The 24,989-nt window shown below is 71.9% G+C and carries 21 protein-coding genes; 9 read left to right on the top strand and 12 right to left on the bottom strand.

Annotated elements, in window-relative coordinates; all coding sequences use genetic code 11:
* Positions 1-151: 151 nt before the first annotated feature.
* The 3 genes from ABD355_RS27450 to ABD355_RS27440 form a co-directional block, all read right to left on the bottom strand.
* Positions 152-2,593, bottom strand: a complete 2,442-nt coding sequence (locus ABD355_RS27450) for a non-reducing end alpha-L-arabinofuranosidase family hydrolase (protein ID WP_344403359.1) — start codon at positions 2,591-2,593, stop codon at positions 152-154.
* A gap of 115 nt (positions 2,594-2,708) precedes the next feature.
* Positions 2,709-3,494, bottom strand: coding sequence for a hypothetical protein (locus tag ABD355_RS27445; protein ID WP_344403358.1), 786 nt, complete (start codon positions 3,492-3,494; stop codon positions 2,709-2,711).
* Positions 3,491-4,021: a SigE family RNA polymerase sigma factor gene (locus tag ABD355_RS27440; protein ID WP_344403357.1), complete on the bottom strand. Its 531-nt coding sequence runs from the start codon at positions 4,019-4,021 to the stop codon at positions 3,491-3,493. Before ABD355_RS27440 ends, ABD355_RS27445 begins: the two co-directional genes overlap by 4 nt.
* 497 nt (positions 4,022-4,518) lie before the next feature.
* Here ABD355_RS27440 and ABD355_RS27435 point away from each other — a divergent pair, with 497 nt between their 5' ends.
* On the top strand, positions 4,519-6,294 hold the full coding sequence (locus tag ABD355_RS27435) for a cellulose-binding protein (protein ID WP_344403356.1): 1,776 nt from the start codon (positions 4,519-4,521) through the stop codon (positions 6,292-6,294).
* 173 nt (positions 6,295-6,467) lie between these two features.
* Positions 6,468-10,199, top strand: a complete 3,732-nt coding sequence (locus tag ABD355_RS27430; RefSeq protein WP_344403355.1) for a WD40 repeat domain-containing protein — start codon at positions 6,468-6,470, stop codon at positions 10,197-10,199.
* On the opposite strand, the gene ABD355_RS27425 is transcribed toward ABD355_RS27430, so the two are convergent.
* The 3 genes from ABD355_RS27425 to ABD355_RS27415 form a co-directional block, all read right to left on the bottom strand.
* Positions 10,177-10,806 (bottom strand): hypothetical protein, encoded by a 630-nt coding sequence (locus tag ABD355_RS27425; protein ID WP_344403354.1) that lies wholly within the window; start codon positions 10,804-10,806, stop codon positions 10,177-10,179. The genes ABD355_RS27430 and ABD355_RS27425 overlap by 23 nt on opposite strands.
* A gap of 94 nt (positions 10,807-10,900) precedes the next feature.
* Complete coding sequence (locus ABD355_RS27420) at positions 10,901-11,551, bottom strand: hypothetical protein (protein WP_344403353.1); 651 nt, start codon at positions 11,549-11,551, stop codon at positions 10,901-10,903.
* Positions 11,552-11,615: 64 nt separating this feature from the next.
* Positions 11,616-12,047: a hypothetical protein gene (locus ABD355_RS27415; RefSeq protein ID WP_344403352.1), complete on the bottom strand. Its 432-nt coding sequence runs from the start codon at positions 12,045-12,047 to the stop codon at positions 11,616-11,618.
* 172 nt (positions 12,048-12,219) lie between these two features.
* On the opposite strand from ABD355_RS27415, the gene ABD355_RS27410 reads away from it, so the two are divergent.
* A complete protein-coding gene (locus ABD355_RS27410) occupies positions 12,220-12,843 on the top strand; it encodes a TetR/AcrR family transcriptional regulator (RefSeq protein WP_344403351.1) in 624 nt (207 codons plus the stop codon).
* A 73-nt stretch (positions 12,844-12,916) separates the two neighbouring features.
* Here the strand turns inward: ABD355_RS27410 and ABD355_RS27405 are convergent, their stop codons facing one another.
* Positions 12,917-13,579, bottom strand: a complete 663-nt coding sequence (locus tag ABD355_RS27405; RefSeq protein WP_344403349.1) for an MFS transporter — start codon at positions 13,577-13,579, stop codon at positions 12,917-12,919.
* 208 nt (positions 13,580-13,787) lie between these two features.
* Here ABD355_RS27405 and ABD355_RS27400 point away from each other — a divergent pair, with 208 nt between their 5' ends.
* From ABD355_RS27400 to ABD355_RS27385, 4 genes are read left to right on the top strand one after another with little or no spacing between them, the layout of a single operon-like run.
* Positions 13,788-14,477, top strand: coding sequence for a HemK2/MTQ2 family protein methyltransferase (locus tag ABD355_RS27400; RefSeq protein WP_344403348.1), 690 nt, complete (start codon positions 13,788-13,790; stop codon positions 14,475-14,477).
* Positions 14,461-14,682, top strand: a complete 222-nt coding sequence (locus ABD355_RS27395; protein WP_344403346.1) for a CDGSH iron-sulfur domain-containing protein — start codon at positions 14,461-14,463, stop codon at positions 14,680-14,682. The genes ABD355_RS27400 and ABD355_RS27395 overlap by 17 nt, the downstream gene beginning before the upstream one ends.
* A complete protein-coding gene (locus ABD355_RS27390; protein WP_344403345.1) occupies positions 14,679-15,734 on the top strand; it encodes an iron-containing redox enzyme family protein in 1,056 nt (351 codons plus the stop codon). The genes ABD355_RS27395 and ABD355_RS27390 overlap by 4 nt, the downstream gene beginning before the upstream one ends.
* Positions 15,688-16,731, top strand: coding sequence for a Ppx/GppA family phosphatase (locus ABD355_RS27385; RefSeq protein WP_344403344.1), 1,044 nt, complete (start codon positions 15,688-15,690; stop codon positions 16,729-16,731). The genes ABD355_RS27390 and ABD355_RS27385 overlap by 47 nt, the downstream gene beginning before the upstream one ends.
* Before the next feature lie 10 nt (positions 16,732-16,741).
* On the opposite strand, the gene ABD355_RS27380 is transcribed toward ABD355_RS27385, so the two are convergent.
* Positions 16,742-16,933 carry a hypothetical protein gene (locus ABD355_RS27380; protein ID WP_344403342.1) on the bottom strand — a complete coding sequence of 64 codons (192 nt, stop codon included), beginning with the start codon at positions 16,931-16,933 and terminating at the stop codon, positions 16,742-16,744.
* Positions 16,934-17,133: 200 nt separating this feature from the next.
* Here ABD355_RS27380 and ctaD point away from each other — a divergent pair, with 200 nt between their 5' ends.
* Positions 17,134-18,813, top strand: a complete 1,680-nt coding sequence (gene ctaD / locus ABD355_RS27375; RefSeq protein ID WP_425585793.1) for an aa3-type cytochrome oxidase subunit I — start codon at positions 17,134-17,136, stop codon at positions 18,811-18,813.
* Positions 18,810-19,214 carry an aa3-type cytochrome oxidase subunit IV gene (ctaF, locus tag ABD355_RS27370; RefSeq protein WP_344403341.1) on the top strand — a complete coding sequence of 135 codons (405 nt, stop codon included), beginning with the start codon at positions 18,810-18,812 and terminating at the stop codon, positions 19,212-19,214. The genes ctaD and ctaF overlap by 4 nt, the downstream gene beginning before the upstream one ends.
* Here ctaF and qcrB read toward each other — a convergent pair.
* From qcrB to ABD355_RS27350, 4 genes are all read right to left on the bottom strand, one after another.
* On the bottom strand, positions 19,132-20,661 hold the full coding sequence (gene qcrB, locus ABD355_RS27365) for a cytochrome bc1 complex cytochrome b subunit (RefSeq protein WP_425585792.1): 1,530 nt from the start codon (positions 20,659-20,661) through the stop codon (positions 19,132-19,134). The two genes, ctaF and qcrB, sit on opposite strands and share 83 nt — an antisense overlap.
* 165 nt (positions 20,662-20,826) lie before the next feature.
* A complete protein-coding gene (locus ABD355_RS27360; RefSeq protein WP_344403340.1) occupies positions 20,827-21,603 on the bottom strand; it encodes an Fpg/Nei family DNA glycosylase in 777 nt (258 codons plus the stop codon).
* Between the two features lie 38 nt (positions 21,604-21,641).
* Positions 21,642-23,654, bottom strand: a complete 2,013-nt coding sequence (locus ABD355_RS27355) for a beta-galactosidase (RefSeq protein WP_344403339.1) — start codon at positions 23,652-23,654, stop codon at positions 21,642-21,644.
* Positions 23,651-24,964 carry a glycoside hydrolase family 36 protein gene (locus tag ABD355_RS27350; protein ID WP_344403337.1) on the bottom strand — a complete coding sequence of 438 codons (1,314 nt, stop codon included), beginning with the start codon at positions 24,962-24,964 and terminating at the stop codon, positions 23,651-23,653. The genes ABD355_RS27355 and ABD355_RS27350 overlap by 4 nt, the downstream gene beginning before the upstream one ends.
* Positions 24,965-24,989: the final 25 nt, after the last annotated feature.

Here is a 24,989-nt window from a genome sequence, read left to right as displayed (position 1 = left end):
GGCCCCCGGACGACGGGAACCCCACCCGACGCACGGGTGGGGTTCCTGGAGGCGGTGAGTGGGGGTCAGTCGGTGGAGGTGTCCACGCCGTGGACCGCTCGTCTACGCGCCGGTGCACCGCACCCGGTCGCGATCACCTGGATCAGGCGGGTCAGCGCTGCAGGGTGAGGACACCCGGCCGGTACGGCAGTCGGTCGTAGGGGTCGGTCGCTGTCGGGGACTTGCCCTGGTAGAGGAACTGCAGGTGGCAGGGGTCGATGGTCATGGTCTGGTCGGGGTTGTTGCGGACCAGGTCGCCGTGGCTGATGTCGTTGGTCCAGCCGGCACCGCTGTTGGCCTTGCCCGCGAAGGGGTTGGACTCGGTGGCGGCCTGCGGGGTCCACGAACCGCTCAGGCTGGAGGCCGTGAACGAGCGGAAGTAGCGCTGCTCGTTGGCACCCCGGGCCTCGACGATCATGAGGTACTGGTTCTGGCCCTGGACCTTGTAGACCTGCGGAGCCTCGAAGAGGTTCTTCTCCGTGTCGCTCATGACCGTGGTGTACGACGCGCCGAAGCTGCCCGGGAAGTTCCCGATCGGCATGCTCGCCCGGTAGATCTTGCCGTTGTCGCCGGCGAAGAACAGGTACATGTTCTGGCCGTCGGCGATCAGGGTCTGGTCGATCGGGCCCGTGCTGGAGCCGGGGATGCTGCCGGTGAACAGCGCCTGCGGCGCGGACCAGCCGTTGGGGTCGGTGGGGTCGCTCGACGTGCGGTAGACGAAGGGCGCCGCCCCCCACTGGGAAGCCAGCACCCAGATCTTCTTGGGCGCGAAGTAGAACAGCGTGGGCGCCACCGCTTTCTGGCTCATGCCGGTCTGGCGTGCCGAGGCCATGTCCGCCCAGTTCGTGAAGGGGCTGAACGCCATGGAGCCGTAGGACGATCCCGAGTAGTTCGTCCCGTAGACCAGATGCTTGCCGTTGTACGTCACGGTGGTGAAGTCCTTCAGCGCGGCCCACCCGTTGGCCGGCTGCGCCAGCGGACCCGTCGAGGTCCACCGGTACGTCGACGGAAGAGCACACGTGGCGCCCGTGGACGTGGGCGTTGTCGGGGTCGACGTCCTGAAGTTCCAGTGCTGGTTGGCGCCGCCGCCGTTGGAGTCCCAGATCTGGACGGGGGTGCCGTTGGCGGTCTTGCCGCCGGGGGTCTCCAGGGCTCGGCCGCTGGCGACGTTCGTCAGGGTGAAGGAGCCGTCGCTGTTCCGGGCGGCCTTCCAGTGCTGGTTGGCGCCGCCGTTGGAGTCCCAGACCTGCGTCTTCGTGCCGTTGCCGGTCTGGTTGCCCGGCTCGTCCAGGACTCGGCCGCTGGCGACGTTGGTCAGCGTGTAGGAGCCGTCGCCGTTCTTGGCGGCCCGCCACTGCTGGTTGGCGGCACCGCTGGCGTCCCACACCTGGAGCGCGGTGCCGTTGCCGTTGTATCCCGCGGGCTCGTCGAGAACGCGTCCGGCGGCCGCGTTGGAGAGCGTGTAGACGGTGCCGGAGGACAGGCCCCCGTCCGCCGTGGCCCCGCCGCCGCTGCCGCTGCCGCCCAGGGCGGTCAGCACCGCGCCGTAGGCAGGCTTCTTGTTGCCGCCCGCGTCGAACAGCAGCGGGTTCTCACCGGTGCGCCACGAGTCGCTGTCCCTGATCCCCCACACCGTGATGCCCGTGCAGCGGGCGACGTTCATGCACGCCTGGACGGCGTTGGTGTACGCGGTGGCGGACGCCTGGGCGATGTCGAGTTCGGTGATCTGGACGTCCACGCCGAGCGCGGCGAACTTGGACAGGGTGGTCTGGAAGCTCGGCGGTGGGCCGCCTGCGCCGAAGTGGCTCTGGAAACCGACGCAGTCGATGGGCACACCGCGGGACTTGAAGTCCTTGACCATCGCGTAGACGCCCTGCGTCTTGGCGTCGGTCCAGTTCTCGATGTTGTAGTCGTTGTAGCAGAGCTTGGCGGAGGGGTCGGCGTTGCGGGCGGTGCGGAAGGCCTCCTCGATGAAGCCGTTGCCGAGCACGTCCTGGAAGACCGAGCTGCGGTGCTGACCGCTGCCGCCGTCGGCGAAGGCTTCGTTGACCACGTCCCAGGCGTAGATCTTGCCCTTGAAGTGGCTCATCTCTGTGGTGATGTGATTGTCCATCACACTGCGCAGGGTGTTGGCGTCGGTGATGGACTTCACCCAGGCGGGCAGCTGCGAGTGCCACACCAGGGTGTGGCCGCGCATCCGCTGCCCGTGTGCGGAGGCGTGGGCGGCGATCGAGTCGGCCGGCCGGAAGTTGAAGTTGCCGCGGGAGGGTTCGGTGGTGTCCCACTTCATCTCGTTCTCCGGGGTGATCATGTTGAATTCCCGGTCGAGAATCGTGGAGTACGTCGAGTCGCCGAGCCTGCCCGAGGACACTGCCGTACCGAAGTAGTGGCCGCTGCCGGCCGCCGCGGCCAGCGTGCGGTCATTCGGCGTGTGTGCGGCCAGAGCGACCAGCGGTACAGCGGCACCCGCGGCGGCGATGACCACGGCGGCGGCGAGCACACGACGGGTGGCCGGTCTGCGGCGATGAGAGCGGTTCTGATCTGACAACGGCATGTCCTTATGGCGCAGTGGGCCGTGATCCGGCCCTGGTCACCCGCTAGTTGCCGCCACGGGCACAAAGGTTGCCGCGAACGGGGAAGGATCCGCTCGACCATCCGCACAGCGGCGGTCACCGGGCCGGCACGAACCCTCCGCGGACCGACGCGGAGCCGCCCGGACCCTGCGCGTCGACGCGGTAGGCGTCGCCCGCGGCACTGCGCACGCCGGTGCCGTTGTTGAACTGGGCGGCCATCTCATAGCTCCCGGCCGGCACGGTCAGGCCCGGTTTGAGGACCCAGCGGTAGACCAGCATGCCGTCGGCCTCCCGGGTGGTGATGGAGAAGTCATCGCTCGGCAGGGTCTGCCAGGTACCGGTGTTCTTCACCCCGCCGGTCTGCACGATCCGCATCTCGATCGTGAGCGAGGTGAGCGGCTGGGTCGTCTTGAGGACGAGGTTGCTCTGCGTCCAGTAGACGGTGCTCTTCGGATCCTCCGAGCCGGCCGACCACAGCGGCCCGTTCTGGCTCTCACCGGCGGACGGTGACGGACCGGCGGCCGACGGAGTCGGGCGCGAGCTGCCCGGGCTGGTGACCGGGGCCGGCGCGACAGGGGTGGGGCGGGTCGATGCCGGTGGCCGGGAGGTGGCGTCCGGGGACGGGGTGGCCGGTGTGGTCACGGTGGCCGACGGCGACGAGTGCGTGACGATGGCGGCGACGGCGAGGCCGCCGGTCGCCAGGATGCCGGCGGCGGCGAGCCCGGCGAGCGCGACCCTGGTCCCGGACCTCGCGAACGGCCGCGCGCGGTGACGGACGGCGGGGCCGGCCATGCCGCGTTCCACCCGGGCCAGCATCCTCGCGCGGTCGGGCCGGTGGGCCTCGGCGGCCTCGCGCAGCCGACGGGCGATCTCCTCGTTCACCGGTTCCTCCTCCCTGGCATCAAGTCCCCGGCCGCTCGTGCGCCAAGTATCCTTTCCAGCTCGGCCATTCCCTTCGAGGTCTGGCTCTTCACCGTTCCGACCGAGATGCCCAGCGCCACCGCCGTGTCCTTCTCCGACAGGTCGAAGGCGTGCCGCAGCACCACACAGGCCCGCTTGCGAAACGGCAGCCGGGCGAGCGCCGCGCGGACGTCCAGTACCGCCGCCGTGTCCGGCCCCTCCACCTTCTCGGGGCTGCGGGACCAGAACAGCGTGATCCTCAGTCGCTCGCGCACCGCACTGCGGATGCGTCCCCGCGCCAGGTTGGCCACCACACCGCGGGCGTAGGCGACCGGGTGGTCGGCCTGCCGCAACCGGTCCCAGCGCTGCCACAGGGCGACCAGGGCATCCGCTGCGAGGTCGTCCGCCGCGTCGGCCTCACCGGTCAGGAGGTGGGCCAGACGGGCGAGTTCGGCATAGTGGCGTTCGAAGAATTCGTGGAACTCCGCGGACGCGTCATCGAGGACCATCCCCCGGTCGCCCTCTCCTGGCAATGATGTGCGCGTTAGTTGCGCGTTTAACAACAACGGGGGGCGCAGCCTAACAGTGCCCGGCCCGGGATTCGAACGGCGGCCGTGCTCGGTTGCGGGCCGGTGCAGGCCGGCCGGCGAGCTGGTCAATGCCCGGCGTCCGGGACGGTGAGATGCACCGCCCCGCGGGGGCGGCCCGTGACCAGTCCGCGCCTGCGCCACGGTTGCGGCGCGGCGTGCTTCGTTGCCCTCATGCCCGTCCATCCGGTAGTTCGGTTCGGCCTTCCGGATCCCAGTTGCCGCAGGAGACGAGAAGGTTGCCGCCCCGACGTCATTTCTCGGCGACCCGTGCACCGCACGAAAGGGATCTGAAGACCATCGGACACGGCGGCAACCTTTCCGCCCCGAGCGGACACCTAGGGGTGCACCACCCACAGCGAGCGCAGTCGGCTGCGCTCGCCGCCCGTGTCCACGTACTCCGATCGGGAGCCCCCACCGTGTCACCTGACGACCCGACAACCACCGAGCAGCCGATGCCCCGGGACCGTACGCACCGCCGTACCCGAACACGCCGCCGTATCGTGGCGGGGGCGGTCGCGGCCCTGCTGGCCGGGGCCGGCGCGGGCGCCCTGGCGCTCAGCGCGGACGCCGCGCCGGCCGTCGCAGTCACCGTCGATGCAGGAATCTCGCTGGGCACGGTGCCCAGCAGCGGGGTCGGCCTCAACACGGCGGTCTACGACACCTATATGAACGACGCCTCGGCGGCGTCGCTGATGAAGGCGGCCGGGATCCGGCAGCTGCGCTACCCCGGCGGTTCGGTCGCGGACGCCTATCACTGGAAGACCCACACCGTGACCGGCGGCAGCTGGGCCGCGCCGGGCACCGACTTCGACCACTTCATGGCCACCGCGAAGAAGGTCGGCGCCCAGCCGATCATCACCGCCAACTACGGTTCCGGCAGCCCCCAGGAGGCCGCCGACTGGGTCAAGTACGCCAACGTCGACAAGGGCTACGGCATCAAGTACTGGGAGATCGGCAACGAGGTCTCCGGCAACGGGTACTACGGCAGCAAATGGGAGGTCGACAACCACGCCGACAAAAGCCCGAGGGAGTACGCGAAGAACCTCCTCGCCTATGCGAAGGCGATGAAGGCCGTGGACCCGAAGGTGAGGATCGGGGCAGTGCTCAACACTCCGGGCTCCTGGCCGGACGGGGTGAAGGCTTCCGGCGACGCCGCCGACTGGAACAACACGGTGCTCTCCATCGCCGGCAAGTCGGTCGACTTCGTGATCATCCACTGGTACCCGGGCGGGTCCAGCACGGCGGACCTGCTGAAATCCCCCGCCAGGATCGCCGGAGTCACCTCCGCGGCGCGCTCGCTGATCAACAAGTACGCGGGCTCGCACGCCGCTTCGGTGAAGATCGCGGTCACCGAGACCTCCAGCGCCCAGTCGCCGTCCCAGACCAGCCAGGCAGCGGCGCTGTTCGCGCCGGACACGTACATGAACTGGCTCGAGCAGGGGGCCGTCAACGTCGACTGGTGGGACCTGCACAACGGCCCGGGCAAGCCCACCACCGTCCACGGCGAGACCGACTACCAGGACGGGGGCGTGCTCTCCGTCGGATCCTGCTCCGGCGGGACCTGCGAACCGGCCCGCGAGACGCCCTTCGCCACCTACTGGGGCATCCGCTCGCTGACCGCGCTCGCGCGGCCGGGCGACACCATGGTCAAGGCGTCCTCGGCCGGCCCGTCGGTCGCCGTGCACGCGGTACGCACCGGCAACGGCGGCCTGAACGTCATGCTGATCAACAAGAACCCGCAGAACACGGCTCAGGTGTCGCTCTCCTACACCGGATACACCCCCGCCCGGGGCACGGTCAGGACCGTTTCGTACACCAAGGGCGGCACCGGCCTCGTCACGGCGACGCGGGGAACGGCGGCCGCACAGACGCTGCCCCCGTACTCGATCACGACTCTCCAGCTGAGGCCCGCGTCGGCGGCCTCCCGCGCCGAGGCCCCGTCTCCGGCCCCCACGCCGACCGCCGCTGCGAAGGTCGCCCCCGCCTCGGGCACGATCGGCACCCGGGCCCAGGCCTCGGCGGCCGGCGTACCCGTCGGCCGGCCGGACCGGAGCGACACGGCCGGCGACCTGGCTTCCACCGGCATGGGCAGCGCCGTCACGTACAGCGCCCTCGGCGGTCTGCTGGCCCTCGCCGCCGGTTCGGTGCTGGTACTTCGCATGCGCCGCGGCAGGGGTTCGCACGCCAGGTGAATCCCTGTCTCTTCCTCGTCCTCGGCTGAGTCGGCCCGGGCCTCAAGGCCCCGGCCGACCAGCCGCGGTCACCTGCCCGCCACTTGCAGGCAACCGGGATGTCATCCGGCTATCCGTAGGGTCGTCATTCCAATGTCAGGATGTCTTGTACCGCACCTACGGAGGTACGCCTCATGGGGCGGCCCGAGAGACCAGTGGACCCGGCGGCGGGCCCCGTCCAGCGGCTCGCGCACGAGCTGAGGGAGCTGCGGAAGTCCGCCGGAAGTCCCTCGTACCGGACCATGGCGAAGGCGGCGGGCTTCTCGGCGACCGCGCTGTCACTGGCCGCCGCCGGTGAACGGCTGCCGTCCCTCGCCGTGCTCCGGGGCTATGTACGCGCCTGCGGGGACGACCCGGCCAGGTGGGAGCCGCGCTGGAAGGCCGCCGAGGCGGAGGTGAACCAGGCCCCCGCGAAGGACGTCGAGGACGCCCACTCGCCGTACCGCGGTCTCGCCCGGTTCGAGCCGGACGACCGGCATGTGTTCTTCGGCCGCGACCGGATGGTCGACGAGGTCGGGCACCTGGTGTGCGAGCACCGGTTCGCGGTGCTGTTCGGCCCCTCGGGGAGCGGGAAGTCGTCCCTGCTGCGGGCCGGGCTGGTCCCGCGGCTGCAGGAGGAGATCGCGGCGCGCGGCTGCCCGGCCGCCCTGCGGATCCTCACTCCGGGAGCCAGGCCGGCCACGACGTACGGCCATCTGCTGAGCCCGGCCGAGGACGAGCCGGAGAGCTGGGTGGTGGTGGACCAGTTCGAGGAGGTCTTCACCCTCTGCCGTGATCCGCAGGAACGTTCCCGCTTTGTCGACCTGCTGCTCGCCGCCCGCGCCCCCGACAGCAGACTGCGCGTGCTGGTCGCCGTGCGCGCCGACTTCTACGCCCGCTGCGCCGAGCACCGCGGTCTCGCGGACGCGCTGCGTGGCGCCGGGCTGCTGCTCGGCCCGATGACGGCGGACGAACTGCGCGAGGCGGTGGTCGGACCGGCGCAGGCGGCCGGATGCCGCGTGGAGCGGACGCTGACCGCACGCCTGGTGGACGAGGTGCAGGGTGAGCCCGGCGGGCTGCCGATGCTCTCGCACGCCCTGCTGGAGACCTGGCGCCGGCGCAGGGGCCGGATGCTCACCCTCGCCGGGTACGAGGCCGCCGGCGGAGTGCGGGGCGCGATCGCGGCGACCGCGGAGGAGGTGTACGGCGGACTGTCCCCGGCCCAGGCGGGTGCCGCCCGGCGGGTGCTGCTGCGGATGGTCGAGCCGGGTCAGGGCACGCCCGACACCCGTCGCCCGCTCACCCGGGCAGAGCTGGCGGAGTGGGCGGACGCCGATGTGCGGGTGGTGGTGGAGCGGCTGACCCGGGCCCGGCTGCTGACCGCCGACGAGGACGGCGTCCAGCTCGCCCACGAGTCCCTGATCACCTGCTGGCCCCGGCTGCACGGCTGGATCGAGGAGGACCGCGAACGGCTGCGCCACCATCGGATGCTCGCGGACGCGGCCCGCACCTGGCTGGAACACGACCGCGACCCGGGTGACCTGTACCGGGGCAACCGGCTGGCCCGCGCCGAGGAGCTGTTCCCGGACCCCACGGCCGACCTCGCGCTGACGGTGCCGGAGCGGGACTTCCTGTCCGCCGCGCTGGACGCCCGGGCCGCGGAGCACCGGGCCGCGGCCCGAATCAGCCGCAGGCACCGCATCCTGACCGGATCGCTGTCCGCCGTCCTCGCGGTGGCGCTGCTGACGGCCCTCGCCGTCTGGCAGGCCTACGACGACAACCAGCGCCGGCGCACCCAGGAAGCGGCCCGCCAGGTCGCCGACGTGGCGGACGCGCTGCGCACCACCGACCCGCGCACCGCGCTGCTGCTGGGCGCGGCCGCCTGGCGCGTCGCCGAGCTGCCCGAGACCCGCCGCGCCCTGCTCGGCTCCCTCGCCCAGCAGGAGACGGACACCTTCACCGACCCCTTCCCGGGCGATTCCGCCTGGCTCTCCGTCTCCGGCCGCACCCTGCTGGGCGCCGCCGACCGCACCTGGCGCACCTGGGACGTGAGAACGCACCGGCGCACCGGCTCGGGCCGGCTGCCGGGCGGCATGGTTCTGGGCGAGAGTCCGGACCTGCGGGTGCTCGTGATCAACGGCCACGACGGCATACGGCTGTGGGACACCGCCACCGGGCACTGGACCGGCGGTCCCGGACCGCTGCCGCCGGACACCGACGTCCGCTTCACCGGCGACGACCGCACCTTCCTGGTCACCGAGGGCGGACGGGCTCGGCTGCGCTCGGTCGCGGACGGCCGCGTGCTGTTCGACGCCCCGGCACCGGGTATCACGGTCACGGCGCTCAGCGCGGACGGACGGCGCGCGGCCGTCTGCTCCGGCGGGCAGGCCCCGCGGCTGTGGGACATCCCCGGTCGCCGTGCCCTGCCCGGCGACTGGCAGAAGGACCGCCTCTGCGACGCGGACGCCAACACGACCGTCCTCGCGCTCGGCAAGAAGCGGCTGGCCGCCGCCACCGGCAACGAGCTGCGGGTCTGGGACACCGGGACCGGCAAGCGGATCGCCGACCTCGCCGACGACGGCGTGGATCACGCCTCCTTCAGCCCGGACGGCTCCTTCCTGGCGACGGCCGACCACGAGGAGATACGGGTGTGGCGGCTGGCGGCCCCCGAAGTACCCGTCTTCCGGCACTCCCTGAACAACCAGCGCCCTTACGGCGACCTGGCCTGGGACCCGGACGGCCGCACCCTGCGCTACCTCGAGGGCAGCACCGTCCACACCCTCGACCTCGGCCCGGCGGTCACTCCGGCCTGGCGCGGCGCCCCACTGGACGCCGTCGGCCTCAGCCCCGACGGCCGTACGTACGCCACGGCCGAGCGGTCCGGCGGCCGCTACCTCTTCCGGCTCCGCGCCAGCGCCGACGACCGTCTGCTGAGCACCCTGCCCCCGGTGAACGTGCCCGTCGCCCGCGATCCCGACCCGGTGGTGCCCGTCGACCCCCTCCCCCTGCTGGCGTTCGGCCCGGACGGCACGGCACTCGCGTACGGTGTCTCGGCGCCCGGCCAGGAGGTCGTCGCACAGTCCTTCACGGTGTGGGACATCGCCCGTCACCGTGTCCGCTCCACGCTGGTGCTGTCCGGCGACCCGGTGGTGAAGACCGCTCTCGGGCCCGGCGGGCGCACCTGGTACGCCGCCCGCTCCTCTCTTCGGCCCGGCGGCGACCTGTACAGCGAGGCGTGGAACACGGCGGCCCGCCGCAGGACGGCGGTGCTGCCGGGGCTGGCCGGCATTCACCTGGCCGTCCGCCCCGACGGCGGGCTGCTGGTCGGTGACGCACGGCTCGCCGCGCTGCCGTCGGCCAAGGTCACCAGCCGTGACCTGGTGCAGGGTGAGCAGGTGGGCGCGGTGGGGTTCGCGGGCGACGGCTCCTTGCTCGCGGTCGGCGACCAGATGGGCCGGGTCGCCCTGTGGGACAGGACGGCGAGCCGGCGTGCCGGTGTGCTGCGCAACGTCTTCCCGGAGCCACTCGGTGACCGGCCGGAGGCGGTGAACGCGCTGGCGTTCAGCCCGGACGGCCGGACGCTGGCGGTGGGCGGCGACGCCGGCAGCCTGCAGCTGTGGGACGTGGCGACCCGCCAGCCCCTCGGCACCCCGCTCACCACGCCGGGCGACGGCATCCAGTCCCTGGCCTTCTCGCCCGACGGCAGGACCCTGTACGCGGCGAGTGCGCACGTTCCGCTCCAGCGGTACGCCGTCGACCCCGGACGGGCGATCACGCGGGTCTGCGCCAGGGCGGGCAGCGGCCCCACCCGGGAGCAGTGGCGGACGTATGTGCCGGACGCGCCCTATCGGCGGGTGTGCGGGGTCAGTGCGGGAGCCGGGGGGTGATCTGGCGGCCCAGCGACACGAGACGGTCGGCGTCCGTCGCCCCGGCTGTCTCCGCGAGGGTGAGCACCCAGGTCCTGGAACCCGCGCGCCACACCACGTAGGCGACGTTCTGCAGCGGCTGCAGCACCTGGACGGTCTCGCGGAACGCGCCCTGCCCCAGCCCGGTGACCTCGGTGACCTTCACGTCGCGCATGCCCGCCGACGCGGGGTCGCGGACCAGTCTGTGCGAGGCGGCGACCTCGGCGTCGTAGGAACGTCCCGACGGGTTGAGCGTCAGCAGGGCCGACCCGTCACCCGAGGCGTAGCTGCACGAGTCCAGGGCCGTGCCGTTGCCGGGTGCCAGGCGGGGAGCCTGCTTCGGGGCGGTCAGCACCCGCCGGGCGGCGGACCGGTCGAGGACGGCGCACAGGCGGGAAGGCGGCAGGGTCTTGGGCGAGGAGGTGACGGAGGGGGCGACGGCGGGACCGGGCGAGACGGTCGTCGCCTGAGCCGCACCGGTGCGGGAGGCTCCGGCGGACGCGCTGCCCGAGGAACAGGAGGCCAGCAGAGCGCACAGGAGGGCGGCGGCCGCGGGCAGGGCGGTGCGGGGGAGACGGCGCGGGTGCATGGCCGGGGTTCCTCATGAGGTCGAGGTCGAACGGGAAGGGGGCCCGGCCCCGGTGAAGGTGCAGGAACACCGGGGCCGGGCCGGCTTTGGGGCGTCACTTCCAGATGTTGTACGAGCCGTAGTCGTTGACCCTGAGGTTGGCCTGCCACGAGCCCCACTCGTAGTTGCCGTCCCACCAGTACCGCTCCGAACCGTGTTCGCAGCCGGAGTGGTCGGTGCGGAAGGCGCCGACGAAGGTGCCCTTCGTCCAGCGGCGCTCCACCACCTGGATCGGCTGGGCGTACTGGCCCGGGCTCAGGTTCGTGGTGAAGTTGAACGTGGTGGACGTGGACCCGTTGCGGCCGTAGGAGGGGGTGACGCTGGCGAGCACCTGGTTGAGCCACGGGACGGGGTTGCTGACGCTGATGCCGACCGACCACTGCCAGCCCGTCGTCTTCTGCTGCTGCCAGGCGTACTGGCAGCCGGGGGAGTTGGTGGGGCAGCGGAAGGTGGGCCCGCGCCACACCCAGTCCTGATAGGTGTGGGCGGCCTGGATCTGCGGCTTCGCCCAGGTGGTGTCGCCCTTGCGGATGTCGTAGCCGTCCGGCTTCCAGCACCAGGTGTCGGCCGAGGCGGTGCCCGGCGAGGCCAGCAGGACGAGCGGAGCGAGACCCAGGCTCAGCACCGGCGCCAGCCAGCGGCGGTGCTTGCTCTTCTTGTTCGCTGTGGGCTCTGCTGCGGGGGTTGTCAGAGCGGGGGGACGCACTTGGGTGGCTCCTTGCGGGGAATGAAGGGGGGGAAGGTCCGGTGGTGCGAGCGGTGTAGGCCGGTCAGTGCCTGTTGACGACGATCTGGTGGTACTGGTCCTGGGTCGAGTTCCAGTCGCCCCACCAGTCGTCGTTCCTGCTCCATCCCTCGCAGCTCCCGCCGCGGTAGGCCGTCAGCGAGACCCGGTCGCTGTTGGAGAACCACACGCTCGGGTAGTAGCTCGTCTTGCCGGGCCGGCCGCCCGTGAGGCAGCGGTTCCACCTGTGACCGTTGGGCTCGGTGACACTGATACGCCAGCTGTACGCGTCCACGCTCTGGTTGACGATCTCGACGCAGGCGGTGAAGACCGGGGAGTTGCAGGCAGGGTGGGGAAAGGGGCGGGGCGGGGGAATGGTGGCGGCACTGGCCCCACCTGCGGCCAGGGTCAGCGACCCTCCCGCGAGGGCGGCCACGGCCAGGGCGCCGGCGATTCTCTTACGGAGTGAACGGGACATGGCCCCGCTCCCTTCTGTCCGGTGGGGTTCGGGCACCACCGAATGTCCGGGGCGGGCGGTTGATGAGGGAGTCGGATCCGGCGGGTAATCAACCCCGAGCGGCTCGATCGCCTCCAGTCCCCCGACTTGATCGAGTGACTTGACCGACCAACTAAGTCGGTATAATGGGAGCATGGCTCACGTCTCAGCGGCCGAACGCCGCCCCCAACTGATCAAAGCGGCCATCGACCTCATGACCAGGGAGGGCGTGGCCGCCGGAAGCACGCGCGCCATCGCCGCCGAGCTGGGCGTCGCACAGGCCACCGTGCACTACACGTTCGGCACGAAAGAGGACCTCTACCGCGCCGTCATGGAGCAGCTCACCGAGGACCTGGTCGCCCAGGTCGAGCGGGCGGCACCCGAGGACGCCGGCTTCGAGGCGACGGTCGCGGCCTTCGCCGCCGCCCTGTGGCGCACCGTGGGTGAGCAGCCCACCAGCTACCAGCTGCTCACCGAGCTGTCCATGTTCGCGCTGCGCACCCCCTCGCTGAGCGAGGCCCTGCGCAGCCACTACGGCGGGATCGTGGACGTGACCACGAAGCTGGTGAACGAGGCAGCCGAGCGCACCGGCCACCGGCTCGGCCAGCCGGCCGAGACCATCGCGCGGTTCTTCCTCGCGGGTTTCGACGGACTGACCATGCAGCACCTGTCGCTGCCCGACGAGGCGGCCGAACACACCGCGCTCCAGGCGCTGGTCTCCGCGGTCGTGGCCCTGGCGGGCGGCCGACTGGACCTCGTGACCGTGCCTGCGGGCTGAACGGGCCGACGGGCCACCACCCGCGCCGGCACACCGGCGCGGTGATCGGAACGGCAAAGGGCCGGGTGTGCTCTCAGCCCGCCTCGGCGGCAGGCGACGGAGCCGGGTGCCGCTCGGCGGAGGCACCCGCGCCTGCCACCGTCATCCTGAGCAGCGGCAGCGAGGCGAGGAAGGTTCCGAGGGCCAAAGTGATGCTGAGGACGCCGGCTCCCGCCACGTCCAGGACGGCACCGACGGCCAGTGGTCCCATGCCGGTGCCCAGCGCGCCCGCACCGCTGAGGGACGCGACCAGGCGCCCGGTCGGGTCGATGAGCGCGGCGGCGGCCAGCATCTGCACCAGGACGGCCAGTTGGCAACCCTGCCAGATCACGGCTGCGGCGATGAAGAGCACGGTGTCGTGGGTGGAGATCAGGACGGCCATCGCCAGGGCCTGTGCGCTGACGAACGCGGCCATCGACCGCATGCGCCCGAAGCGGCGTGCGGCCGCGGGGCCGACGACCGCGCCGGCGAGTGCCACGACGCTCGAGACCGCGAGGACCGCCGACACGAGCGAGTCCGGCATGGCGGTGTGCCGACGTCCCAGCACCGAGGCGTACGACCAGGCCCCCTGGGTGACCGCCCACAGGAGCGCGGTTCCGGCCAGCAGGATCACCGAAGGGCGGGCCGCGGCGCCTTGGCCCGCCGGGCCGTCAAAGGCGCCGCCGGAGGCCGGCGGGCCGTCCGGAAGCCGGCGCACGAGAGGCTGTCACTTGCGATCAACATACACGCGACATTGTCACCCGACAATGTCGCTCGATTGTGTTGGATGACACGGTCGCTCGACAGAACCACAGGAACCGCCGGTGCGTCGGGAGGCAGTCGTTACCTCGGCCGCCAGGGGGTACCCGTGGGACGCCGCCGGTTCGTCCCGGTGGCACTCGTCCTAGGCGGAAGGCTCGGACTTGATGGAGACACCTCTGACCACCAGCCGCTCGGTCGTGGCCGCCCCGCTCCGCTGCTGGGTCCCGCGGGGTGTCTACGCCCCACAGACCGACACCCGGCTGCTGCGGCGGGCGTTGTACCGCGAGGCGATCACGGAACGTACGGACGTGCTGGACCTGGGTACCGGGAGCGGAGTGCTCGCGGTGGAGGCGGCGCGACTCGGCGGCCGGGTCACGGCCGTCGACATCTCCTGGCGGGCGGTCGCGGCCACCTGGTTCAACGCCCTGCTGAACGGCCAGAACCTGAGGGTGCGCCACGGCGACCTCGCCTCGGCCGTGCCCGGCCGCCGCTTCGATCTCGTGGTCGCCAACCCGCCCTACGTGCCCGCCGAGGACGAGACGCCGCCCGTGGGCGCCGCCCGCTCCTGGGACGCCGGTCCGGACGGCCGGCTGCTGATCGACCGCATCTGCGACAGCGCGACGACGTTCCTGCGGCCGACGGGCGCGCTGCTGCTCGTGCACTCGCATCTGTGCGGCGTCGACGCCACGCTGGCCCGCCTCGCGGGCGCAGGGCTGCGGGCCGAGGTCGTCGACCGGACCCGGCTCCCGTTCGGCCGCGTGCTGCGTTCACGGCTCGGCTGGCTGCGCGAGCAGGGGCTGACGGCCGACGGTACGACGGAGGAGCTGGTGGTGATCCGTGCCGAACACATCTGATCGGCCCCGCCGGGTTCGCGTGCAACGCGACGGGCCCCTGCTCATCGAGGGACCGGTCGAAGTGGTGGACGAGAACGGCGAGGTGACGGTCTCCCGGCGCTTCACCGTGGCCGTCTGCACCTGCCGCCGCAGCCGTACCTTCCCCTGGTGCGACACCAGCCATCGCCGCCGCGGCAGGCGCCCCTGCGAAGGCGGGCCCGAATGAGCACGACCCACCCCCGGCAGCAGTCACGGCACCGGCCACCGCCCCTGCCCGAACCGAGGGGCCCGCTCTCCGCCGCCGTACTGGCCCTGTTGCGGGGATCGATCCCCGAGAGCATTCCGGCTGCCGCGGACTGTGCGCCGTACGGCGAGGACCTGCAGCTCGCCCTCTACGTCCTCTACGAGCTGCACTACGAGGGCTTCCAGGGCGTGCCCGACGGGCTCGAGTGGGACAGCGGGCTGCTGGCGTGCCGCGCCGCGATCGAGGACCGCTTCCTCGGCGCACTGCGCGCGGACGTGCCGGTGGACGGCACCGACACGGCCCGGCAGGCACTGGACGAACTGCAGGTCGAGCCGGTGGACTCCGCCGGCAGCGTCTCGCACTTCCTGCGCGACGAGGGCGATCTCGGCCGGCTGCGGGAGTATGCGGCCCTGCGCTCGCTCTACCACCTCAAGGAGGCGGATCCGCACGCCTGGGTCATCCCCCGGCTGCACGGCCGGGCCAAGGCGGCGATGGTCGCGGTCGAGTTCGACGAGTTCGGCGCGGGCCGCGCGGACGAGATCCATGCGCAGCTGTACGCCGACCTGATGGCGGACCTGGGGCTGGAGACGGCGTACGGGCACTATGTCGACGCCGCCCCCGCCGAGGCCCTCGCCATCGTCAATCTGATGTCCCTGTTCGGTCTGCACCGGGCGCTGCGCGGCGCGCTCGTCGGGCACTTCGCCGCCGTCGAGGTGACCTCGTCCCCGGCCTCCCGCCGCCTCGCCGAAGCGATGCGCCGGGCCGGGGCCGGACCGGCGGCCGTGCGGTTCTACACCGAGCACGTCGAGGCCGACGCCGTGCACGAGCAGGTCGTACGGCATGACGTCGTCGGCGGGCTGCTGGAGAGCGATCCGGGCCTGGAGGCCGATGTGGTCTTCGGGATCCGTGCGACCGGTCATCTGGAGGACGCCCTGGCGGGCAGGCTGCTGGCGGACTGGCGGCCCCGGGGCGGGGTACCCCGGGTCCATGAGACTGAGCGTGCTGGACGTCGGTTCGAACACGGTCCGGCTTGAGGTCAGCGACGCGGAGGCGGGTGTCCCGCTCCCGGTGCACACCGCGAAGTGGAAGCTGCGCCTGTCCGAGCAGGTGAGGGACGACGGACGCCTCGGAGAGGCAGGCACCGAGCGGCTGCTCACGGCCCTGACCGCGGCAGCGGAGATGGCCGCCCGGTGGGACGCGCAGGAGCCCCTGGTGTTCGCCACCTCCGTGGTGCGGGACGCGCCCGACCGGGCGGACGTCCTGCGGGCGGTGCACGAGCGGACCGGGCTGAGCCTGCGGGTGCTGCCGGGTGAGGTGGAGGCCCGGCTGACGTTCCTCGGCGCCCGGCGCTGGATGGGCTGGCGCTCCGGCCCGCTGGCCCTCTTCGACATCGGCGGCGGCTCCCTGGAGGTCGCCTTCGGCCGGGGACGGGTGCCGGAGTTCGCGGTCTCCCTGCCGCTCGGCGCCAACCGTCTCACCCAGGAGTTCCTGCACTCGGCGGGCTCCCCGAGGCCGTCCGAGACGGCCGCCCTGCGTCGCCGGGCACGCCATCAGCTGCGCGACGCCTCCGCCCGTATCCGCTGGGAGCATCCGCAGACCGCCGTCGCCACCTCGCGTACTTTCCAGCAGCTGGCGCGGCTGTGCGGGGCCGCGCCGGGGCGCCGCGGCCCGTTCGTCGAGCGCGTCCTGCGCCGCCGCGATCTGCGCCGGGCGATCGGCCGGCTGGCCGCGCTGCCCGCCGAGCGGCGGGCCGAGCTGCCCGGCATCTCCAAGGCCCGGGCCCGGCAGAGCCTTGCCGGGGCGATCGTCGCCCGCACGGCGATGAAACTCAGCGGGGTGAAGACCCTCGCCATCTGTCCCTGGGCCCTGCGCGAGGGCATCCTGCTGCGCTACCTGGAGGACGGGCCCGACTGGTGGGCCGACCTGGAGGGCCAGGACGAGGCGGCGCGGACCCTGGACGGGGTGGCCGTGGCCACCCGCCCCCTGCGGGTGGCCGTCTCCTCGTCAGCGCCCGGATACGAAGCGCCCTGATACGAAGCGGTCACGGGTGGTCGGCCTGCTGGTCCGGAGGCACTCCCCCGCCCTTGCCGCCGCCCTTCTTGCCCTTGTCCGTGCCGTGGGCGTGACCGCCGCCCTTCGACTGGTCCTGCCGTGCCTTCAGCTCGCCGCTGCGCTGCGGTGTGGCACCGCCCTTGGCGCTGCGACGCTGCTCCGGTTGCTGTGGGTTGGACATGCTCGGACACCTGCCTGGGTCGGAACTCGTTGGACCCGGCGAGTTCCCCATGAGACCCGTGCGAAGCACGGCGGGCGTGGCAGCCCTCGCGCCGTCCGAGGCGTGGGTAGCGTCGTCACGCAGAGGAGTCGTGGGTTTCCCGTCGGTCGGGGCGGGCACTCGCGAGGCGCTTCTCGCTCTCGGCCCGGCTGAGGAGAACCATGACCGAAGCGTCGCAACGCCTCGAGGAAGGCGCGGGGCGTGCGTCTCGCGGCGCCGCCGTCCCGCTGGGGCGCACCCTGCTCGCCTGGGCCTCGACGACCGACCACAAGGTGATCGGCCGCCTGTACATGGTGACGTCGTTCTGCTTCTTCCTTTTCGCCGGCCTGCTCGCCCTCGGCATGCGTGCCGAACTGGCACGTCCTGGGCTGCAGTTCATGAACGAGCACACCTACAACCAGCTGTTCACCATCCACGGCACGATCATGATGCTGCTGTTCGCGACCCCGATGTTCGCCGGGTTCGCGAACGCCGTGATGCCCCTGCAGATCGGCGCCCCGGACGTGGCGTTCCCCCGGCTCAACGCGCTGTCGTACTGGATGTATCTGTTCGGCGGTCTGATGGTGGTGTCGGGGTTCGTGGTGCCGGGCGGCGCGGCGGCCTTCGGCTGGTTCGCGTACGCGCCGCTGAACAGCGCGTACTTCTCGCCCGGCGCGGGCGGCGACCTGTGGGTGATGGGGCTGGTGGTCACCGGGGTGTCGACCACGCTGGGCGCGGTCAACTTCATCACCACCATCCTGTGTCTGCGCGCCCCGGGCATGACGATGTTCCGGATGCCGATGTTCACCTGGAACGTGCTGTTCACATCGATCCTGGTGCTGCCCGCGTTCCCGGTGCTCACGGCCGCGCTGCTGGCCCTGGAGTGCGACCGGAAGTTCGGCTCGCACGTCTTCGACGCCACCAACGGCGGCGCCCTGCTGTGGCAGCACCTGTTCTGGTTCTTCGGGCATCCCGAGGTCTACATCGTCGCGCTGCCGTTCTTCGGCATCATCTCGGAGATCATCCCGGTGTTCTCGCGCAAGCCGCTCTTCGGCTATCTGCCGATGATCGGGGCGACGACCACCATCACCATGCTGTCGGCGGTGGTGTGGGCGCACCACATGTTCGCCACCGGCGCCGTGCTGCTGCCGTTCTTCTCCGTGATGTCGTTCCTGATCGCGGTGCCCACGGGCATCAAGTTCTTCGCGTGGATCGGGACGATGGTGCACGGCTCGGTGTCCTTCGAGACGCCGATGCTGTGGTCGCTCGGATTCCTGGTGTCGTTCCTGCTGGGCGGGCTCAGCGGGGTGCTGCTGGCCTCGCCGCCGCTCGACTTCCACGTCACCGACACCTACTTCGTGGTGGCCCATCTGCACTACGTGCTCTTCGGCACCGTGGTCTTCGCGACGTTCGCGGGCTTCTACTTCTGGTGGCCGAAGATCACCGGGAAGATGCTCGACGAGCGCCTGGGCAAGCTGCACTTCTGGCTGCTGTTCCCGGCGTTCCAGCTGACGTTCCTCGTGCAGCACTGGCTGGGCGAGTCGGGCATGCCCCGCCGGTACGCCGACTATCTGCCGTCCGACGGGTTCACCCTGCTCAACACCCTGTCGTCGACGGGCGCTTTCCTGCTCGGTGTGTCCACGCTGCCGTTCCTCTACAACGTGTGGCACACCTCCCGGCACGGGCGGACCGTCGAGGAGGACGACCCCTGGGGGTACGGGCGGGGCCTGGAATGGGCCACCTCCTGTCCGCCGCCCCGGCACAACTTCACGGCGCTGCCCCGGGTGCGCTCGGAGTCGCCGGCCTTCGACCTGCACCACCCCGACGTCGTCCAGCAGGCCAGGCAGGAGGGACTCCAGTGAAGGTCGAGGCCGTGCTCTTCGGTGTCGTGGCCGCCTTCTTCGGCGGCTCGGCGGCGCTCTACGGCTTCTGGTCCCACTGGGACCCGGCCGGCACCGCGGCGCTCGTCGTGGCGTTCGCGATGGCCGGGCTGGTGTCGTTCTTCTGCGCCGTGCAGTACGCCCGGCACGGCCGGCGCCCCCAGGACCGCAAGGACGCCGAGGTGGTCGATGCCGCCGGGCCGCTGGAGTTCTTCCCACCGCACAGCCCCTGGCCGATCGTCACCGCGTTCGGTTTCGCGGTCACGGCGACCGGTGTGGTCTACGGCCTGTGGCTGTTCCTCATCGGCTTCGGCGTGCTGGGCCGGGGTGTTCTTGGTCTGGTGTTCCAGTACGTGGACCGGGGTGCCGGTCCACAGGAGTGAGCGGGGCGCGCGGGGCACCGGGCCGGAAGTCGGTGACGGGGCGGTGGCCGCTCTCGTAGCCCCCGGCCACGCTCTGCCGCACCTCGCCGGTCTCCTCGCCCTCGACCAGACGTTCGCGTTCCGCCTCCAGGAGGGCGTGACACAGCGCGCGGGTGATCACGAAGGCGAGCACCGGGCCCACGATCAGGGCGATGCGCAGGGTCCAGGTGAGGGTGTTGACGGAGATGCGGAAGGTCGCCGCCAGCACGTCGTTGCCGCCGGCCAGCAGCAGGACTCCGTAGAAGGTGATGCCCGCGGCGCCGAGGCCGGTGCGTACGGGCCGTTCGCGGGGCCGGTCGCACAGGTGCTGTTCGGTGAGCCACTCGCCGGTCAGCCGCTGCTCCACGAAGGGGTAGGCGTACAGGACGGCGAAGAGCAGCGCGGGCAGGACGACCGCCGGCAGCAGGACGTTCCACATCAGCGTGTGGCCGGCGACGGTCGTCTCCCACGGCGGTACGAGCCGCAGAGAGCCCTCCAGGAAGCCGACGTACCAGTCGGGCTGGGACCCGGTCGACACCTGGTCCGGCCGGTAGGGGCCGTACACCCAGACGGGGTTGATCTGCGCGACGCCGGAGAGCACGGCCAGCACCCCGAACACGGTCAGGGACAGGCCCGCGGACGAGGCCGTGAACTGCGGGTAGAGGGGCTTGCCGACGGAGTTCGCGTTGCTGCGGCCCGGGCCGCGCCACTGGGTGTGCTTGAGGTGGAAGACGAGGATCAGATGGAGGGTGACCAGGGCGATCAGCGCTCCCGGCAGCAGCAGCACATGCAGGCTGTACAGCCGCGGAATGACGTCGTGGCCCGGGTACTGGGATCCGAAGACGAAGAAGGCGATGTACGTCCCCACCACGGGGATGGAGAGCATGATCCCCTCGGCGATGCGCAGTCCGGTGCCGGAGAGCAGGTCGTCCGGCAGGGAGTAGCCGGCGAAGCCCTCGGCCAGGGCGAGCATGAGCAGGGTGACGCCGATGACCCAGTTCAGCTCCCGCGGCCTGCGGAAGGCCCCGGTGAAGAAGATCCGCAGCAGATGGAGGCCGATCGCGGAGACGAACACCAGGGCGGCCCAGTGGTGCAGTTGACGGATCAGCAGCCCGCCCCGCACGTCGAAGCTGATGTGCAGGGTGGAGTCGAAGGCCTGTGACATGCGTACGCCCCGCAGCGGGGCGTACGGCCCGTCGTAGACGACCTCCCGCATCTCCGGCTTGAAGAAGAGGGTCAGCCACACCCCGGTCAGCACCAGGACGAGCAGGCTGTACAGCGCCAGCTCGCCGAGCAGGAACGACCAGTGGTCCGGGAACGCCTTGCGCAACAGCTTGCCGCCCCCGTCGTACACGGGCAGCCGGGCGTCCACCGCGTCCGCCAGCCGCTCCCCGCGGTGGGAGGGGCGCGCCGCTCCGGACGCGGTCACGACGGGCCCATGGCGCGGCCGACGGCTTCCTCGTACGGCACCCACCTCACGGCCGCTCTCCCTTCGACACCGCCTGCTCCCGGCATCTCTTGCCCGGAGCGCAAGCGGCGAGTACCCCTCGGTCACGAAACACTCGTGCGCCGGAGGTGTCGCACCCGATCGGCGCTACTGACACTGCGCGCACCACACCGTCGTACGGCCTCCCAGGCGGGAGCGGCGCAGCGGCTCGCCGCAGCGGGGGCAGTGCGGGGACGGGGTGTCGCGGTGGCCGGTGAGCCAGGAGTCGCGGGGCGGGACGCGGCCGGTGGGGACCGCCGAGCGCAGGGTGCGGCGCATCTGGGTGTAGAGGCGGCGGCGGTCGTCCTCGGTGAGCTCGTTCGCGTGGGCGGCGGGACGCACTCTCGCGCGCCAGAGGATCTCGTCGGCCAGCAGATTGCCCAGGCCGGCGACGACGGACTGGTCGGTGAGGACGGTCTTGATCGTGCCGCGGCGGGCGCAGAGCGCGGCCTCGAACCGCTCGCGGTCCACGGCCAGCGCGTCCGGACCCTGGCGGGCCAGCAGCCGTTCGACGGCGGTTTCGTCCTCGGCCAGCCACAGGCCCTGGAGCTTGCGCTGGTCGCGGTAGCGGAGCTGGCGGCCTGTGCCCACGGTGAACAGGACGCGGTCGTGGGGCGCGGCCTCCTCGTCGGGGCCGGCGCAGACCAGCAGGCCGGTCATGCCGAAGTGGAGCGCGACGGTGGGGCCGCCGGTGCGGGCAAGGAGCCACTTCCCGTGGCGCTCCGCCCCGGTGAAGCGCCGGCCCTCCAGCGCCTCCCGCAGCCGCCGCGCGCTCACCCCGTGCAGTACGCCCGCGTCACGGACCTCGACGTGCCGGATCACCCTCCCCTGCGCGCAGGACACGAGGACCTCCCGGAACCCCTCGACGTCCGGCAGCTCGGGCATGACCGCTCACCTCGCTACGGGAGGCTCCGGCGACCTGGCTACCGGGTACCCACCCGTGGCTCCCGCACCACCACGACCTCCCTCGCCGCCACCGTCACCCTCCCGCCGGCCACCGGCTGCCCGGACAGCAGCTCGGTCGCCCCCGGGGAGGCGGCGACCTCCGCGTCCTGGTCCGTGTGGTTGATCAGGAAGAGGTAGTCGGCCTCCGTGCCGCGCCGCAGGGCCACCTCCACGCCCGCCGGAGCGGACCGCACCGGCTCGACCCCGGCCTCCCCGCGGATGCGCTCCAGGAGACCGGACAGGGCCTGCGGGGCCGGGTGGGTGGCCACGTACCAGGCCGTGCCCGTGCCGTACGGGTTGCGGGTGACCGCCGGCACCCCGGCGAGCGGTCCGTCCGTGTACGACGTCACCACCTGAGCGCCCTCCAGGCGTACCCGCTCCGACCAGAGCGTGCCCGTGCTGCCGTCGCTCAGGGCCACCGTCTGCCCGGGCAGCAGCGGGAACAGCTCGTCCGTGCGGACACCGAGGGCCTCCCGGAACGCGCCGGGGTAACCGCCGAGCCGCACATGGCAGTTGGCGTCGACCATCCCGCTGTGGAAGCCGACCACCAGAGTGCCGCCGCGCTCCGCGAAGCCGGTGAGGTTGGCCGCGCCCGTGTCGTCGATCAGGTACAGAGAAGGCGCCAGGACCAGGCGGTACGCCGACAGATCCGCGTCCGGGCGTACGAAGTCCACCGCCACGCCGGACCGCCACAGGGGCTCGTACCAGGCGCGGACCAGGTCCTGGAAGTGCAGCTCGCCGCTGGGCTGCGAGGGCAGTTCCATGGCCCAACGGGCGTTCCAGTCCCAGACAATGGCGACCTCGGCGGTGCCGGTGGCACCCCGCACCTCCGCCAACGCCCGTAGATCCGCGCCCAGTTGGACCACGTCCCGCCAGATCTGGCTGTCGGTGCCCGCGTGCGGCAGCATCGCAGAGTGCCACTGCTCGGCGCCCGCCTTCGCCGCCCGCCACTGGAAGTAGGCGATGCCGTCGGCGCCGCGCGCCACATGGCTGAGGGCGTTGCGCCGCAACTCGCCCGCCGTCTTGGCCCGGTTGACCGGCTGCCAGTTGACCGCGCCCGTGGAGTGCTCCATGAGCAGCCACGGGCCGCCCGCGAGCGAGCGGACCAGGTCGCCGCTGAGCGCGATGTCGATCTGCGACTCCGGGTCGGCGGACTGGAGGTAGTGGTCGTTGGAGACGATGTCCAGCTCGGGCGCCCAGCGCCAGTAGTCCAGGGCGTCGAAGTTGAACATCACCATGAAGTTGGTGGTGGCGGGGGTCTCCGGCGCGGCCTCCCGCAGGACGTCCCGCTCGGCCTCGTACAGCGAGAGCAGGGCGTCGCTGCAGAAGCGGCGCCAGTCCAGCTGGTGGGTGGGGTTCGGGACCGCGCCGGTGGCGCGCGGCGGCAGGATCTGGTCCCAGTCGTAGTACCACTGGCTCCAGAAGGTGGTGCCCCAGGCGTGGTTGAGGGCGTCCAGGCTCGCGTACCTGTCCTGCAGCCACTCGCGGAAGGCCTCGGCGCTGGTGTCGCAGTAGCACTCGGCGTTGTGGCAGCCGTACTCGTTGTGGACGTGCCACATCACGACCGCCGGGTGGTCCGCGTACCGCCGGGCCAGCTCGCCGACCATGCGCAGGGCCGCCTCGCGGTAGGCGGGGCTGGACGGGCAGAACGTCTGGCGGCTGCCGTACGACAGCCTGCGGCCGTCCTTGTCCACCGGCAGCGCTTCCGGGTGCTTCACGAAGAACCAGGCCGGCGGGGCCGCCGTCGGGGTCGCCAGGTCGGCGGCGATCCCGTGGGAGTGCAGCAGGTCGAGGATGCGGTCGAGGCGCGAGAAGTCGTAGCTGCCCTCGGAGGGTTCCAGCAGCGCCCAGGAGAAGATGTTGACGCTGACCATGGTGACCCCGGCCTCGGCCATCAGCCGCATGTCCTCGGCCCAGACCTCCTCGGGCCACTGCTCGGGGTTGTAGTCGCCGCCGTACGCGATGCCCGGCACGTTCAGGGCGCGGGTCATCGCTCGGCTCCCGAGAGCAGTCGGCGGGTGGTGGTCACGCCCCACTCGTCCAGGGACAGGAGGCGGTCGCTGGAGGCCATCAGGCCGCCGGTCGCCTCCACATGGGCCGCCCAGCGCTCCCGTGTCTCCACGGCCGGGCGGGCCATCAGGCAGTCGGGGTCGTTGACCCACAGGCGGCCGTGCTGCCACTGGCGTCCGGCGCCGGTGAACTCGGCCGGGTCCTGACCGGGCTGGCTGAAGTCGTCGGCCTCGGGGCGGCGGTGCGGGGCCGTGTCGGGGCTTACCCGCATCGCGTCGAACAGGCCGATGGAGGGCAGGATCGGGGCGCCGCAGCCCAGCAGGTACGCGTCCGGGCCGATCGCCCCGCGGATCAGCTCGATGCCCTCGCGGTACGCGGTGAGGGCGTCGACGTCCTTGTGCCGTACGCCGTCCAGCGCGCCCGCGTACAGGAAGTCGACCTTGAAGTAGTCGTAGCCCTCGCTGCGCAGGGTGCCGAAGACCTCGGTGAGATACGCCGCCGCCTCGGGGTGGGTGGTGTCCAGGACGCGCAGGTCGTGGCCCCAGTTGCGGCCGGCGTGGGTGAAACCGCCCGCGGGGTCGCGGACCAGCCAGTCGGGGTGCTCGGTGGCCAGGTCGCTCGCCGGGTCGACGAGGAAGGGGGCCGTCCAGATGCCGGCCCGGCGGCCGCGGGCCCGGATGGCGTCCGCGATGCCCTCGCGGGAACGGAAGCGGCCGGAGAGGGTGAGCCAGTCGCCGAGGGCCTTCTGGTAGCCGTCGTCGATCTGGACCACGTCGATCGGCAGGTCCAGGGTGTCCATCGCACGGAGGTTCTCGTGGATGTCGTCCTCGGTGACGTTCGTGAAGTACTCGTACCAGGAGCACCAGACGGTCGGCGCCGGGCGCGGCGGCTCGACGCCGAGGCCCTCGGCCCAACTGCCCAGTGCTGCCTGGATGTTCACCCCCGTCCACTCCTTCACCGCGCCGTCGGCGGTGACCTCCGCGATGCGGTCCGTCACCGTCAGACGGATGGACGGCACCTCGCCGGTGGGGTCGACGGCCGCCCACAGACGGGCCGGGGAGCCGTCACCGGGGTCGAGCGCCAGCAGGCCCTCGCCCTGGAAGGTGCCCTCGGGGACGGTCACACCGGGGCGGTAGCAGACCGTCGCCCAGTTGTCGTCGGTCGGGCGGTACGGTCTGTCGCCGAGGGCATAGGCGCCGCTGGGGCTCCAGGACTGCCAGCCCTCCTCGTGGACCCGGGCGTTGGCCGGGTCCACGGGGACGGAGGCGACGGCGGTGAAGTGGTGCTGCACGGAGGTCTCTTTCAAAGGGGAGGGC

Origin of the sequence: Streptomyces longisporus (assembly GCF_039532765.1) — a bacterium.
Taxonomy (GTDB): Bacteria; Actinomycetota; Actinomycetes; order Streptomycetales; family Streptomycetaceae; genus Streptomyces; species Streptomyces longisporus.
This window is presented reverse-complemented; position numbering and strand designations above follow the sequence as displayed.